Here is a 14667-nt window from a genome sequence, read left to right as displayed (position 1 = left end):
TTGCGCATCGGCATCATGCGGCAGGCAGGCCTTCCATTCGAGAACTGGGAATTGCAGCTCATCGAGCGGCTGCTTGCGGACCGCCGTTTCCGGCTCGTCGCGTTTCTGAACGTTTCGAAGCAGAGCGGCGAAAGCCACGCCGACATGCTGACCAGATTGGTCGCACAGCTCGACGGCGCACTTTTCGCACGACAGTCCCGCTATGGCGCAAAACGGTTCGAGCGTGCTCGAAAAACCATACTGAACATCCCGCTGGACAATGCCGTGGAGGATTGGGCCGCGGAGGATGGCGGCCGGCACAGGCTGCAACTCGATATGATCCTGCGTCACTGCGATGCAAAACTGCCCGAGCCTTTGCTTCGGAACCTTCCGCTCGGCGCCTGGTCGCTCAGTCATGTTTTCACGCAGTCGGGCTCGGCAAGCTGGGACGGCATCGCCGACATGGCGGCCGGTGCTCCGACAAGCCAGCTCTCGCTTTTTCTGGAAACGGCACGGCACCCGGAAAGGCGGGTCATTGCGCAGGCCGAGTTCAATGTGAAATTCAGTGCGGCGCGCAACGCCGCTTTCATCAAGGAAAAATCAGTTCTGCTTCTGATGCGTGAACTCAGGCGCGTCGCGGACACCCGCAAACTGCCAAAGCCGCTCAATGCCCCCGATGCCGTCCAGGCGCTCAGGCCGCCCGGCATTTTCAGGACAGGCCGCTATGCAGCGGCACTCACAAAAAACATAGCGCAGCGTGTGCTCAAAAGCGTGCGCCGCGCCTCCCATCAGGAAACCGCCGTCTGGACGCTTTTCAGCGGGCGCGGCGCCATTGACGATTTCGAGCCCAGCGAAGCCATCGAGATCCCGCCGACGGACACGGCCATCAAGGCCGATCCCTTCCTTTTTCACTATGAGGGGCGGACCTATCTGTTCTACGAGAACTATGGACTGGGCGATACCAAAGCGCACATCGCCGTGGGCGAAATCACCCGCAGCGGCTTTGAACCCATCGGCATAGCGCTGGGTGGCAGCGAACACCTCTCGTTTCCCTTCGTTTTCCGCGAGGGGGACGAGATTTTCCTCATGCCGGAGACGCATCAGAGGAAGCGCATCGAAATCTGGCGCGCGGTGAGCTTTCCGTTGATCTGGGAGCCCTATTCCCGGGCCCTCGAGGGATGGTCAACCGCCGACAGCACACTTTTCAAACATCGCGGTCAGTGGTGGCTTTTCACCAATCTTTCAGAGCATCACGCGTTCGAGGATCACTGCTCCGCGCTCTACGCGTTCCAGGTCGACGGACCGGAATTGAAGCGGGTCATTCCCCATCGGCGGAATCCCATTGTTGTGGGCAGCGCCACGGCACGCAATGCCGGCCGCATCTTCTCACGCCATCGCCGGCTTTATCGACCGGCGCAATACAATGCACACGGCATCTATGGCTACGGTCTCAACATCATGGAGATCGAGCAACTGGACCTGGATGATTATCGGGAAACATGTGTGCGCCGCATCCTGCCCGATTTCAAACCGGGCCTGACCGGCTGCCATCATTTCGATGCGAGCGGCTCACGCTATATTCTGGATGCGCGGCTCAACGCCTGATGACGTTCGATCCGTGTTGCGGGCCGCCAGGCCCCGCGCCTCTCTCGCCGGGCCGGCTGAAGCGTGCCGCCGCGATAGTTCAGCGAAACGGCGTTGCCCGCCGTCAGCGCCGCGACCGCGCCGACATAGCCGCGCGGCAGGGTGAGGTTGAGAAACTGCCACTGGGCCGGCGCATCGTCCACGCCATCGAGCCGCAGCAGTCGCGGCTCACCGACGAGATCGATGGTGACGTCAAAGGATTCAAGCGGCAGCGAAAGCCCCGCTCCATGCGCCTTCACGAACGCTTCCTTGCGTGTCCAGCAGCGGAAGAACGCTCCAAGATAATCCTGCGCCGGCACCAGCTTCAGCGCTTCATTCTCCGCTTGGGAGAAAAAATGCTCTGCGAGATTTTCCCGGAACGGGAGTACACGTTCGATGTCTATGCCGAGCTGATAGCGGTCGGAAACGGCGAGAACCGCCGTCGGGCCGCTGTGACTGAGATTGAAATGAAGCGGCGGTTCACCGCGCCCGGCAAGCCGGGGTTTGCCAAAGGCATTGTATGAGAAAGCAAGCCGATTTGGCGCAACGCCGAGATAGGATCCGAGGATCGCCCTCAGCCGGCCCCGCCCGGCGATGAAACGCAGCCGGTGCTGCTCATGCACGAAGCGAGAGGCACGTGCGAACTCAGCCTCGTTAAGCGCCGAAACGAGTGGCGGAAGCGCCTCCAGGGGTACGTCGAGGGACCACTGCCAGACATCGATCGTGCCGGCGCCGATGCTTACGGGTTTAAGCTGCATAGGAGAACCGCCTTTCCTGCGCACTCCGGCCTGCCATGCGGCGGGCAAGATAGGCCATGAGCGCGGTTGGATAGTTTTCACCGAGGCTGATGCGGCAGGTGCGCTTGAGAATATCCAGCGAGCGGGCGCACATATCTGGACCGTACTCCACATCGGCCGAGGCCCAGCCATACGGGTTCATGGCCGGATGAAATGCCCGCTTCTCCAGGATCGGAGTCCAGTGGGTGCAGACGTGGCGGCTTGAATCGAAAACGCGATAGACGCCGCGCCGGTTCCGGGCGGCAAAGGCCTTGGCCTCGCCTTCCGTCTCGAACAGCACATGGAGACCGACGGCGTTTTGCGGGTCGTTGTGCGGCCCCAGCCGGAAGGCGTCGCTGCCCGACAGGATGTGCGACATGACCTGATGCCGCCTGCGCATGCGACCCAGCATGGGATCGAGCTTGGCAAGCTGCACATTGAGCATCGCGCCCTGGATCTGGCTTGCCTTGAAGTTCACGCCGAAAAAACTCGGCTCGTTGTAATTGTCGAGATGCCCGCGAAAGAGTTCACCCACATCATGATACATGCGCGCGCGGGCGAAATACCGGTCGCTCTGGGAGGCCACCGCACCACCCTCGCCGATATTGATGTTCTTGAACTGGTTGAAGCTGAAAGCGCCAATGTCGCCAATCGTGCCGACACGCTGCCCCCGATAACGCACGCCCACCGCCTGGCAGGCATCCTCGATCACCATGAGGCCGTTCTGGCGGGCGAGCGTCGTGATCGCCTCCATGTCGCAGACCATGTTGGCCATATGCACCGGCAGGATGGCACGTGTGCGCGGCGTGATCCTGCGCGCAATGTCCTCGGGATCCATCGTCAGCGTTTCGTCGATATCGACGATGACCGGCACGGCCCCGACAGCAAGGACAGAGGCGGCCGTGGCGATCCAGGTATACGCAGGCACAAGCACCTCGTCGCCGGGCCCCACGCCGGACGCAGCCAATGCACTGATCAACGCGCCTGTGCCGCTGCTGACTGTCAACACATGTTTGACGCCGAACTTTTCGGAAAATGCCTTCTCGAACCGGTCGAGCGGCCCCTCGCCGGGGCCGCCATATCGGGCAAGACGCCCCGAGGCGATGACCCCGCCGATGGCCAGCCACTCACGCAAACCAACTTTTGCCATGGTGTTTTCCCGCTTGGCCGACGGGCAAACCATGCCCGCGGCGCCCCAATTGTTCTTCAAGCGTATGCCCGGGCCATGGGGTTTTCAAATAATCCAATAATGTAGCGACGCGGCGTTGCGCACTACTTCGCAGTGGCCAAAACCCTTAGCAAGTCGCCCCTTCTATGCAATTTGGATGAGTTCGGCCAAGCTTGGGATTTTGCTAGCCTGCTTAAGGGTCAATCGCGATGCGGCGAACCGCTTTCATGGGCGGCTGGCGTGCTGTTCTGATGGCCCGCTCAGGGGGCAACGTGTCCACTCTAGACTTGCGCAACGTGCCTTCGGGCACACAGCTTGACGCCGATCTCGCCCTTGTCGGAGCGGGACCGACCGGGCTGGCGCTGGCGCGGGAGTTTTCCGGTACGCGCCTCAGGATTCTCCTTGTCGAAAGCGGCGGCGTGGACTTCGATCCCGAAGTACAAACCCTCAATCGGGTGGAGAATATCGGCGATCCCAACGCGCGTGACGCCATGCCCCTCCAGCGAGGCTATACGGGCGATCTCGCCTGGCTCAACGACATCCCCGCTTTCGAGCTTCGCAACCGCATGGTCGGCGGCAGCACGCACACATGGGTCGGCAAATGCGCCGCATTCGACGATATCGACTTCGACGCCCGCAAATGGGTTCCCGATTCCGGCTGGCCGCTGCAGCGGCGCGATCTCACGGATGTGCTCGACCGCGCAGCGGCGCTGCTCAATCTCGGCCCCAACATCTACGACAGAGCGCTCTACCACCGGCTGGTCTCGCCGCCCGCCGATATCGACCTGAATGACGATCTCGTGCGCACCTTCTTCTGGCAGTTCAGCCACAGGATCAAGGGCAGCGAGCCGCTGCGGTTTGCAGACATTGCGAGGGGACTGACGGCGGGGAACATCGACATTCTGACCCACGCGACCGTCACCCGCATCGGGCTCTCCGAGAATGGAAGAAGGGTCGAAGCACTCGATGTCAAAAGCCTTTCGGGGGCGAAAGCGGTGATCCGGGCGCCGGTGATCGTGCTGTGCGGCGGGGGGATTGAGAACGCGCGCATGCTTCTGGCCTCCAGAGATGTAGCGGCAAAGGGCATCGGCAACGATCATGACTGCGTGGGCCGCTACCTGGCCGACCATCCGCGCACGGTGATCGCACGGTTCGGGAAGGAGACGCTGCAGGACGTTGCCGAGCATTTCGGTTTTTACGGGCTCAGTCACAACCGCCGCACGCATTTTTATCTGCGTGGGCTGGCGCTTAGCCCGCGCCTGCAGGCGCGCGAGGGGCTGCTCAACTGCGCCACCTACCCGGTACAGGTGTTGGCGCCGAACGACCCTTGGCTGGCACTCAAACGATTTTACTCCGGCAACAGGCGGTTCCGGCTCGACGATCTGAGGACGGCGCTTGCGGCCCCCGGCGGGCTGGCAGCCGGCCTGCACCGGCGGCTCATCATGAAACGGGGCCTGCCGCGCCAGCTCACCGAATTGCGCTTCGACGCCATGGCCGAACAGAGGCCCAACCGCGACAGCCGCGTGACGCTCTCCTCCCTCCGCGATCAGCTTGGCATCCCGCTCGCGCGTGTGGACTGGAAGATCGGCTGGGCGGAAACCGCCAGTGTCGCGCGGCTTGCCGAACTCATCTCGGCCGAGTTCTGGCGGGTCGGCCTGCCACAGCCCAAACTCGAACCCTGGGTCCTGGACGAGGATTTCAGGAACGCACCCTTCAGCGACATGGCCCACCCGGCCTGTACCACGCGCATGGGCGATGATCCGGCGACAAGCGTGGTCGACCGGAACGCCAGGGTTCATGGTGTCGAGGGACTTTACGTTGCGGGCAGTTCGGTGTTTCCAACGGCAGGCCACGCCAATCCGACGCTGATGATCATCGCCATGACCCTGCGCCTTGCCGACCATCTCAAGACGCGGCTTCTTGCCTGAACACACGGACATATATTCACAGGGTCAGTGCCCGGATTTCAGCCAACCCGTCCATTTCCAGCTTGCGTAGAGCACGGTCAGATAGATGGTTGCTCCCACCAGAACCTGCATCGCCATTTGCGAATAGGGCGGCATGTGGGTTTCGGCGGGCCAGTGGGCAAGCGACGACACGCCGACGAACATCACGGCAGCCGCGAGCGCAATCAGCCCGCTATTGGCGGAAATCCCGCCCCAGTCGAGTCTTCCATAGCGTATCTGGAACCAGACAGACAACGCACCCGCAAAGGCGGCGGCCAGGCATTGGCCCAGCGCCGCATATACAAGGCCGAACGGAGCCAGCACCAGGATCATCAGGATCGAAGCAAAGCTTATGAGCAGTGACAGTGGCCAGAGCCGCTTCACCTCACCGCGAACAGTCAGGAGTGGCTCGGTTACATAACCCTGAAACATCAAAAGCTGCCGGACCGCGAGAATTTTGACGACGAGCGCCACCGGTGCCCAGGCGGCGCCCAACGCGATGTCCACCAGATTGCCGGAAACCAGAACCAGACCGAGATACACCGGGGCCGCGATGGCGAAAAGCACAGGCAGGAAAAAACTGCCCGCGCGCGTGACCGGATCACCTGCCGAGGCAACGGCAGCTCGACTGTTGGCGCGGCGAAACACGACCCAGGCCAGCAGTCTGGCCGGTTCGCCAACCAGTTCTGAAAAGGCCGCCACAATGCGCTCGGCCGCGCGGTAGTAACCGGCGTCCGCAAGACCGAGCAAACCACCGACCGCGAGCGTGCCTGAATAAGAACGCGCAAAGACGATGATCCGCACACTCAGAATATACCGCGCGAAATGGATCACCTCGGCAAAAACTGCACGGCTCGGAAGCCTGGGCGTGATCCAGCCGATCACACAGATGCCTCCGGCAAGACCGGAAATGTGTGTGACAAGACGTCCGACCACGAGGGCGACAATGTTCCAGCCGGCCCAGAGCCCGATCAGCGTTACCGTTAGTCCAGCCGCCTCGGCGAGAATGCGAATAACCGCCTGTCTGTTGAGGAGGTTCCGGTGCACCAGCATTCCGTCATAAACCGCGTTGAGAGCAGCGGGGATAAACCAGAGAGCAAACAACACGAACAACCAGGCCTGCCAGGCGGGGAACCAGAACGCACCTGCGAGAAGTGCGAGCATAAGCCCCGCTGCAGTGAAACAGCAGCCGCTCACAATCGCGATGGAAGCGAGCTGCGGCAATTGCTCTTCGCCATGGTCGGCGCGCATGATGTACTCCGCCCACCCTCCTTCGCTGACCACGACGAACAGGAAGGCGATGGCGGAGACAAAAGCAAAGAAGCCGAACTCGGCGGGAGAGAGAACCCGTGCGGCAGCAACGAAGGCAACCAGCTGCGCGACCTGCGAGAACAGCCGCGCGGCCATGACCCACACGCCGCCGCCGAGAAGATTCGAGACGGACAGACCAAGGAATCCGCTCACCTGTGTGTCATCCTGCCGTGGTTTGTGATCCGGTTTCACGTTGCATTCCCCCTGCCGCTATTCACCTGTGCAAGCGCTTCCGCTACGATTTCCATGGGAACACTGATGATTCGTCGTCCCTGGCGATGAAACTTTCAGATGTGCAGCCGCATGGGTTTCGATGTTCGATGCGGCCTGGCATTTAGTGTGGAAACCGGCGCGTTTGCGGTTTCCCGTGTGTGCTTTCCAGTTTTGATGCTTTGCGGCGGACAATGAGCAGCCAGTGCGAGATGCAAGTAAAGAAGACCAGCTGAACCACCGCTTCCTGGCGCGGCCGTTCAAGGCCATCAGCGCCAAGATCACCGTACGCTGGCTCGTTGTCGGTTTATGCCTCATCGTCTGGCTGGCCGTTCTGTTTCTCTTCCTCCTTTAGAGCGCTTCCGGTTTTCGGTCCGATGCTCTAGCAGCCATTGTGATCGAACAGGAAGACGCCGACCGTGCGCCAGACGATCTTCAGATCGAGCCAGGTCGTACGGTTCTGGAAATATTGAGCATCAAGCTGAACCCGCTCGGCATAGGACGTGTCGCTGCGGCCTGACACCTGCCACAGACCGGTAATGCCCGGCTTCATCATGAGATAGTCGTTTATGCACTCGCCATAGCGTGCCATCTCGTCCTCGACGATCGGGCGCGGGCCGACCACACTCATCTCACCGCGCAACACATTCAGGAACTGCGGCAACTCATCCAGGCTCGACACGCGAAGGAAATGGCCAATGGGATGAATGCGTGGATCGTTGCGCAGCTTCTGGCAGGCGCGCCACTCCTGCAGGAGGACGGGATTCTGGTCCAGAAGTTCCTTGAGCAGACGGTCGGCGTCGCGACGCATGGTGCGGAACTTCAGGCAGTCGAACACCCGGCCATCCCGACCGATCCGCTTCTGTCTGTAAAAGACAGGCCGCCCGTCGCTGATCAGAATACAAAGAGAAATCAATGCGATGGCAGGGAGAAGAAAAACAATGACGAGAACGCTGAAAGTGACATCGAACAGTCTCTTCACAACGAAATACGAGCGGAGATGCCTGACTTTCCGCAGCTCCAATCCCTGCTTTACGGAATCATCATATGCGTACAGCATGAACCCGCCCCTGGGTGTTTTGTTTGCCTCGCCGTCGATCATTATAAGGCCCTGCTGACCCCGTGATATAACTCCATCGGGGTATTGGGCGGGGCAATTTAGGTGCAATCCACCGCACAATCGGACCATCCCTACCCCTGCAGCGCCGCCGGACTAATCGGCTTCATTTGACTGGCTGGCTGCGTGGCCAAAAGCATTAGCTCCCGGTGCATTTCCGCGGGTGCCAACAGCCTGCCTCGCCGTGATTTCCATGCGGCGATTCGCCCGCCCACCCCCTGGTGTCGGTCCCCTGATCACGCGGTCCAGAATACCTGCGTAGAGCGCAAGGAGCGCCGCCAGCCAGCTTTCCGTCGTGTTGGAGAGCTGCGGCGCGCATTCAAGGGCGTTTTCGCTCATCGCCGAAATCAGGTCATCGTCATCGGCCAGCCGGCGCAGAGTGGCGGCAAGGGCCTCAATGCCGCCCGTGGGAAAAGTGAAAGCCGCACCCGCCTCCGTCAGCTCGCCGCCGAGCAATGCATGCGATGGAAGCACGACTGGGATGCCGCTTCCCACGGCCTCAAGGGCAGCGAGGCCGAATGGTTCGGGAACCCTCGAGGAGATGACGACACAGCGTGCATTGCCGATGAGGCCGGCAATCTGCGCGCGATTGCACCAGCCATGCAGTGTCACCTCCGGATAGCGAGCCTCAAGGAGCGCGCGCCCGGCACCCTCTCCAATGACATGCAGGGGAACACCGGCAAGACGTGCGGCCCGTGCGGCGTCTTCAAACCCTTTTTCAGGCTCCAGACGCCCTATGAAAAAGAAATCACGCTTCTCCTGCGGACGGGTCCTGGAAGACAGAAAGGGCGCAACCGGGTTGCGAATGGTCACCATGCGGCTCCCATCGATGCCGGCACGGTTGAAAAAGCGCCGCATCCCCTCGTGCACGAGCACGATGTTGGCGGGCTGTCTTTGCAGGGCAGAGAAACGCTGCATCAGAAGGTGTCGCGTGGAACGCCAAGCCTTCTGGTGAAAGCCACGCTTGTCGCACTGCGTCGTGAGGCAGCGTAGCGACATGGGATCGAGGTCGCATATGGATGCTGCCGGATAGTTGATGAAGCCGCCATTGGGGCAGGCGAGAAAATAGTCGTGCGCATGCAGGACCACCCGCTCGCGCACCGGCGCGAGCGCCCGGAAGATGGACGGCGACAGGATCTTGGACCATCCATGAACGTGATAGATTGTCGAGGGCCTGTCGTGCCTTGCAATCCAGCCGCTCAGGGCGCTTTGGGCATTCCGGTTGTAGAGCCCGCCGGCAAGGGCAGAAAAACGCCCGCGCTCGACAAGCGGCTTTCCGTTGACGTGAACGGTCTCAGGCTGCGCCGTCCGGACGGGTTCATCGCCGGCAAAAAAGGTCACGGGCACGCCTGCCTCTCGCAAAAGCCGGGCAGCCAGGCAGGACAGGTTCGAGGCGCCGCCGATCTCCGTCGACCGATCGTTGATGATGACAACCCGCCCCGGACGCATGATCGCCCCCTATTCCAGAACTGTCACGTTCCGGGGGGAGAGCCGGCCGCGCACCAGATCCGCCACGGCGCGCATATTGCCCAGCAGCCGACCGCGCCGGTCCACCCATGGCTCGGGCCGGAAAACCTTCACCGCATTGGCGGCAAGGTTGCGCATGATCTGCGGCGCCGCATGACGCGGGCTCATGGTTCTTTTGCCCATGAGATAGACCGGATTGGCAATTTGCGAATACCCCAGCCGGAGGCCCGATGTGCGGCCAGTCTTGGTGCCGAGATGCACGCCATGGAGACGCTCGGAACTCACGATACGCCCGTGCCGTGCCAGCTGCCGACTGAAATCCACATCCTCGAGCCAGCCATAAAGCGGGAGATTTTCGTCGAAGCGGAGGCCATACCCGCGAACGGTCGACATGCGGACCGCCATGTTGCACCCATAGCCGCTGTAGACGGGCTTTTCGCCACCGGCCGGCTGCGCATCCGATTGCGAGCGGATGATGCGCCAACCGTCATCAAGCGGAATTCCCGGCCCGAGAATGCCGTCCGCATCCACCGTTCCCGTGCTCATGACCACATCGGGATAGCGCTGGAAGATGCGCACCGTCTCTTCCAGATAGGACGGCGTGACAAGGAAATCATCGTCGAGGAACAGGAGGATGTCGGCATCTTCCACACTCTCCAGAATGCAGTTTCGCTGCCGGCAAAGCCCCCGCTCGGCAAACACGACGCTGGTCCGTTGAAAGAGTGCGGCCATTGCATCGGCATCCACATCATCCTTCTCTGCCGCACAGATGACGATCCGGTCCACCGGCCGCGACTGGTCCAGCAGATGCGGCACGACAGCGTGGAGAATTTTCCTGCGTCCGGTGGTGGCGATGCCAACAGCGATCCGAAGATCCATCCGTCCGGGGTAACGTTCAAACTGCATGGCGGCCTCCCGTATCGAGTTTGTTTCGCGCGATGGGATGCCACCATGGCCGGGTTTTGCGCTTGTTGAAGACGACACCCAGAATCCCGACGCGGGACTTGCCGAATGTGGCAAGCGCGCGGGCCAGCCATTCGACAGTCATCTTGCGCCGGTTGCCCAGCATGAGGAGGATGCCGTCGAGATAGGCGCTGGCCGCACGCGTGTCCGCCGAGGACGCAAAGGTGGAGAGGTCCACGATGATCACATCGTAATCCTGACGGAGCTCTTCGAGCTTTTTCTTGAGTGCGGGCAGGTGCCCAAAACGGTGACCGGGGTGCGCTGCCCTTCGAATCTGCTCGACGGTCAGCACGGGTAGGATTGGCACTTCCTCCAGTTGGGCGCGTTTCTCGCCCTTGTGCTTGTCCTCAGGCGCATCATCGGCGTCCATAGCGCCACGATAGACGGAAAGGCCTGCTTTCGGCCCCGCATTGACCGCCTGAATGCTGAGAAACGGATTCTTGAAATTGGCATCGACCAGCACCACCCGCAGGCCCTCATTGGCGTAGAGCTGCCCCAGATTGGCTGCGATCGTGCTTTTTCCCTCACCGCCGCCGACCGACGTCAGTCCCACGACGATCGGCCCACCCGAAGGGAACGCTGCGTCAATGGAGCTTTTCACGCCACGGAGCGCTTCGGAGAAGCCGGAGTAAGGCGCATCCAGAACGAAGCGCAGTGCACCTTTGGCACCCGGCGCCTGAAAGCGTGTAAAGGGAACATGGCCGAGAGTAGGCAGGCCGAGCTCACGGCTGAGGCGCTCGCCGGAGCTGATGCGGCGGTCGAGCACATCGCGCAGGCCTGCAAGCCCCAGACCACCGGCAAAGCCGAGCATCAGGGCCATGGGAATGATGAGTGTCGTTTTCGGCCAGTTCTTTGCAAGCGGCGGGGTTGCCGCCGTCACCATGCGCGCATCACCGATGGGGAAGGACTGCTTCTGCAGCGTCGTGATCAATTGCTGCAAGACGCTTTCATACATGCGCCGATAGGTGGTCGCCCGGCTTTCAAGCTCGGTTAGCTGGACGCGCGCCAGATTTTTCTCCGTAACACTGCCCTTGATCGCGTCGAGCTGCTCCTTGAGCAATCCTTCGCGGGCCTGCGCAGTGTCGAGATTTGATCTGTAGACACCCTGAATGCGCACGAGCTCGGTGTTGATCTGCGTTTCAAGCCGCGCAATCTCGGACTTGGCGGCCAAAGTCGGTTCGCTGTCGGCTCCATAGCGGGTCTGCAACGCCTCGAGCCGTGTGCGCGCCGCTCCAAGATCCGCTCTCAGGCGGTTGATTTCGGTGTTGCTCAGCGCCTCGCCGACATAGCTGTCGGGCAGTTCCCCGGCCAGCATGCGGTTGATGGTCGCCAGCCGCGCCGCCTCGCCTGCGGTCGCCGCCTGCGCTGCCAGCAACTGGCTGCTGATCTCGGCAAGCTGCTGCTGGTCCAGACCGGAAGGTCCGACCTGCGCGATATCATTGCTGTTCCTGTATTCCTCGGCACTCAAAGCGGCTTCCTGCGCCTGCCGGCCAATCTCCACCAGCCGGTCTTCGATCCACTGCGCGCCACGCGCGATGATCTGCGATTTCGCATCGAGGCTCGACTGCATGTAGGTGTTCGCGATGGCGTTGGCGGCCCGCGCCGCCTTGACGGGGTCCGTGGACGTGTAGCCGATCTCCAGAACATAGGACTGGCCCACACGGCGAACCGACACACGGCCGAGAAAACCCGCCATGGTGCGGCGCATGATGTCTTCTTCATTCGGCTTGCCGGCTGCTTCTGCATCCTCCCCGGTCGCTGGATCGAACACCGAGAGCATCGCCGCGACCGCACCACGCACCACCGATCGCCAGGAGCTGCTCGTCTGGATCTCCGGGTCTTCAGTCAGATTGAGCTGCTTGATGACGGAACGGGCAATCGCCTCCGATTTGACGATCTCCACCTCGCTCGCAATTTCCGCGGTCTCGATGATGATGGTGCCGGTGGAAGCGTCCTGCGAGGCGATGCGCGCCTGTTCACGGTCGATGACGATGCGTGCGATGGAGGTGTAGGTGGGTTCCGTATTGGCGATATAGAGCGCGCCGAGCGCCACGCCCGCAGCAGAAGCCAGGGCAAGAATCAGAAAATGCCTTTGCAGGAAGGCCCAGATATCGCGGAAGGAGATGTAGTCCTGCTGCCGTCCGCTTTCCTTCGACGCCATCTCCGTTCCGGTCAGCTTCCTGATTTCCTGCACCACCATGTTCGGCCCCACCCGTCTTGAAGCCCCATGCGTCCTTTCGGAGGCAGAGGGCTATCTCATTGTTTTCCGCATTTTCGCGGACGCCAGGTGACCCAACCTGACTGCAAATGCTCTAAGCATCGGACCGAAAAGTGGAATCCGGTTTTCGGGCCATTCCGATGCTCCATCATTAGTCTAGATCGTCCTTTGTGCGTCCGGATGGACGCACGGCGATCTTGAGCATCGGACCGAAAAGTGGAATCCGGTTTTCGGGCCATTCCGATGCTCCATCATTAGTCTAGATCGTCCTTTGTGCGTCCGGATGGCGCATGGCGATCTAGCGCGACTGCGCCTGCCTGATCCCGCTTTCGAGGGAAGCGCGTGGCATCGAGGCGCGCAGCAGGTCGAGCTGCACGTCCAGAACGTCGCCCGGTTCCAGCCCCGTCGTTTCAACGGCGTCCACGCGCTGTTTCTCATCACCGCCGCGCAGGATGCTGAACCGCAGCGGCTGCTGCTCGAACGCCCTGTCCTCACGACGCAGGATCGACGCCCCGGTTGCCTGAAGAAGCTGCTCCGTCATTCCACGGCGCAATTCCAGGTCGTCGATTTCCAGATTGACCCTTTGCAGTTCGGCGCCGATTTCCGTGCGCCTTGTGCCTTCGAGGCTGAGCGCATCGCGCTCGGTCTCGCTAAGCCTCTGCCGGGCGCGCATGGAGGCAACCGCGAGATCGAGCCGGCTCGACTGGAGGTCGGCAACAATGCGCTCAAGCCCTGTCTCGCGCGATTTCGTGACCGTGCCCTTTTTGACCAGCTGCGCGACATTGCCGAGTTCTTCCTCGGCGATTTTGATCTGGCGGTCCTGCGCCACCATCTTCTCGCCGAGAATCCTGATTTCCTCGCGGAACAACGTGCCGAGTTCATCGAGCGCGCTGCGCTGGCGGTGATAGGCGTTGCGGCGAGCCTCGAATATGGCCCTTTCGTCCCGCACAAACTGGGCCGCGTGCCCGGCCAGAGGCCGTCCCTGAAGAGCGGCGTCGAAATCGACACTCTCGCCCTCGACAAGCTCCGCTTCGAGCCGCGCCCGCCGGGTCGCGAGTTGCAGAAGCTGGAGATCAATGCGGCCGATCTCACCCGCATAGCGAATCTGCTCGAGCTCGGAATAACCGCCCGCCTGATCGGACCGGCGCACGCGCCCGCCGGCCATGGCCAGCGCCTGCAGGACGCTGAGCCCCGGTTTGAACTCGAACTCACCCGGTCGCTCCACGCTGCCGGTGACGAACACAGACGGGTAACGCACCACTTCCACCGTGGTGGCGGGCGGCGCGATAAGGCCTGTCTTCTTCTGAAGTGCCGCGGCTACTTCGCCCGCGAGCGTCTGGCTTGTCCTGCCGTCCGCCGCGATTTGTCCCACCAGCGGAAGGGCGATCATGCCTGCGGGAGAAACGGTATATTCGCCGTTCAAGGCCGCCCATTCCCGGTATTCGCCCTGGGCCTCCACCCATTCGACCACGGCGATCTTCACCCGCGTCTGCGGCATGAGCCGAAAATCGTCTTGTGCCCGTGCGGCATCGTTGCCGACGAGAATGCAGAGGATGAAGACAAGCACCGTGAGGACAAACCATCTCGCGCTGTCGAAAGAAATGGTGCGATCAGTCGTGCCCTGCTTCATCCTGCCCGTTCCGGTGATTTCATTGGCGTTCGGGAAGGACGCAGAACCGCCTCCCCCACCGTCGATCATCGGGCGAAACGGCGCGAGGTAAATTCGGTTGAAATGGTGTGCGGCTAGTTCCTTTCGGCTAGGGCGCCTAAGCCCATTGGGCTTTTGACGCAGAACGGACACCCCACGCGGAGCCTCTACGTCCGATCGGATGATGACCTAGCCCGTTTGAGCGCGCCGCTCCATCGTTCAGACACGCGTTCAACCGTAT

Annotated in this window: 11 protein-coding genes; 3 read left to right on the top strand and 8 right to left on the bottom strand. The window is 61.6% G+C overall.

Annotation, left to right across the window (positions count from 1 at the left end; genetic code table 11):
* The gene (locus KUG85_RS09540) at positions 1-1584 is read left to right on the top strand and encodes a glucosamine inositolphosphorylceramide transferase family protein (RefSeq protein ID WP_255606331.1); all 1584 of its coding nucleotides are present in this window, start codon (positions 1-3) and stop codon (positions 1582-1584) included.
* Here the strand turns inward: KUG85_RS09540 and KUG85_RS09535 are convergent.
* Together KUG85_RS09535 and KUG85_RS09530 are read right to left on the bottom strand one after the other, a co-directional pair.
* Complete coding sequence (locus KUG85_RS09535; RefSeq protein ID WP_223005009.1) at positions 1554-2360, bottom strand: 4'-phosphopantetheinyl transferase family protein; 807 nt, start codon at positions 2358-2360, stop codon at positions 1554-1556. The genes KUG85_RS09540 and KUG85_RS09535 overlap by 31 nt on opposite strands.
* Positions 2350-3528: a DegT/DnrJ/EryC1/StrS family aminotransferase gene (locus KUG85_RS09530; protein ID WP_223005008.1), complete on the bottom strand. Its 1179-nt coding sequence runs from the start codon at positions 3526-3528 to the stop codon at positions 2350-2352. The genes KUG85_RS09535 and KUG85_RS09530 overlap by 11 nt, the downstream gene beginning before the upstream one ends.
* Before the next feature lie 290 nt (positions 3529-3818).
* Here KUG85_RS09530 and KUG85_RS09525 point away from each other — a divergent pair, with 290 nt between their 5' ends.
* The gene (locus KUG85_RS09525; RefSeq protein ID WP_083212976.1) at positions 3819-5474 is read left to right on the top strand and encodes a GMC oxidoreductase; all 1656 of its coding nucleotides are present in this window, start codon (positions 3819-3821) and stop codon (positions 5472-5474) included.
* A gap of 24 nt (positions 5475-5498) precedes the next feature.
* Here the strand turns inward: KUG85_RS09525 and KUG85_RS09520 are convergent, their stop codons facing one another.
* Positions 5499-6956 carry an oligosaccharide flippase family protein gene (locus tag KUG85_RS09520; protein WP_245291772.1) on the bottom strand — a complete coding sequence of 486 codons (1458 nt, stop codon included), beginning with the start codon at positions 6954-6956 and terminating at the stop codon, positions 5499-5501.
* A gap of 262 nt (positions 6957-7218) precedes the next feature.
* On the opposite strand from KUG85_RS09520, the gene KUG85_RS09515 reads away from it, so the two are divergent.
* Positions 7219-7368 (top strand): hypothetical protein, encoded by a 150-nt coding sequence (locus KUG85_RS09515; protein ID WP_171900080.1) that lies wholly within the window; start codon positions 7219-7221, stop codon positions 7366-7368.
* 27 nt (positions 7369-7395) lie between these two features.
* Here KUG85_RS09515 and KUG85_RS09510 read toward each other — a convergent pair whose 3' ends face one another.
* The 5 genes from KUG85_RS09510 to KUG85_RS09490 all read right to left on the bottom strand — a co-directional run bounded on the left by KUG85_RS09510 (position 7396) and on the right by KUG85_RS09490 (position 14477).
* Positions 7396-7995 carry a sugar transferase gene (locus tag KUG85_RS09510; RefSeq protein WP_245291797.1) on the bottom strand — a complete coding sequence of 200 codons (600 nt, stop codon included), beginning with the start codon at positions 7993-7995 and terminating at the stop codon, positions 7396-7398.
* Between the two features lie 231 nt (positions 7996-8226).
* Positions 8227-9579 carry a glycosyltransferase family 4 protein gene (locus KUG85_RS09505; RefSeq protein WP_223005007.1) on the bottom strand — a complete coding sequence of 451 codons (1353 nt, stop codon included), beginning with the start codon at positions 9577-9579 and terminating at the stop codon, positions 8227-8229.
* Between the two features lie 9 nt (positions 9580-9588).
* Positions 9589-10503, bottom strand: a complete 915-nt coding sequence (locus tag KUG85_RS09500; RefSeq protein ID WP_223005006.1) for a glycosyltransferase family 2 protein — start codon at positions 10501-10503, stop codon at positions 9589-9591.
* The gene (locus KUG85_RS09495; RefSeq protein WP_255606330.1) at positions 10493-12760 is read right to left on the bottom strand and encodes a GumC family protein; all 2268 of its coding nucleotides are present in this window, start codon (positions 12758-12760) and stop codon (positions 10493-10495) included. Before KUG85_RS09495 ends, KUG85_RS09500 begins: the two co-directional genes overlap by 11 nt.
* A 316-nt stretch (positions 12761-13076) precedes the next feature.
* Complete coding sequence (locus tag KUG85_RS09490) at positions 13077-14477, bottom strand: polysaccharide biosynthesis/export family protein (RefSeq protein ID WP_255606329.1); 1401 nt, start codon at positions 14475-14477, stop codon at positions 13077-13079.
* Positions 14478-14667 lie beyond the last annotated feature (190 nt).

This window comes from Nitratireductor rhodophyticola, assembly GCF_019891355.1.
GTDB classification, from domain to species: domain Bacteria; phylum Pseudomonadota; class Alphaproteobacteria; order Rhizobiales; family Rhizobiaceae; genus Nitratireductor; species Nitratireductor rhodophyticola.
The sequence above is the reverse complement of the archived record's forward strand: the minus strand, read 5'-3'. Positions and strand labels throughout refer to the sequence as shown.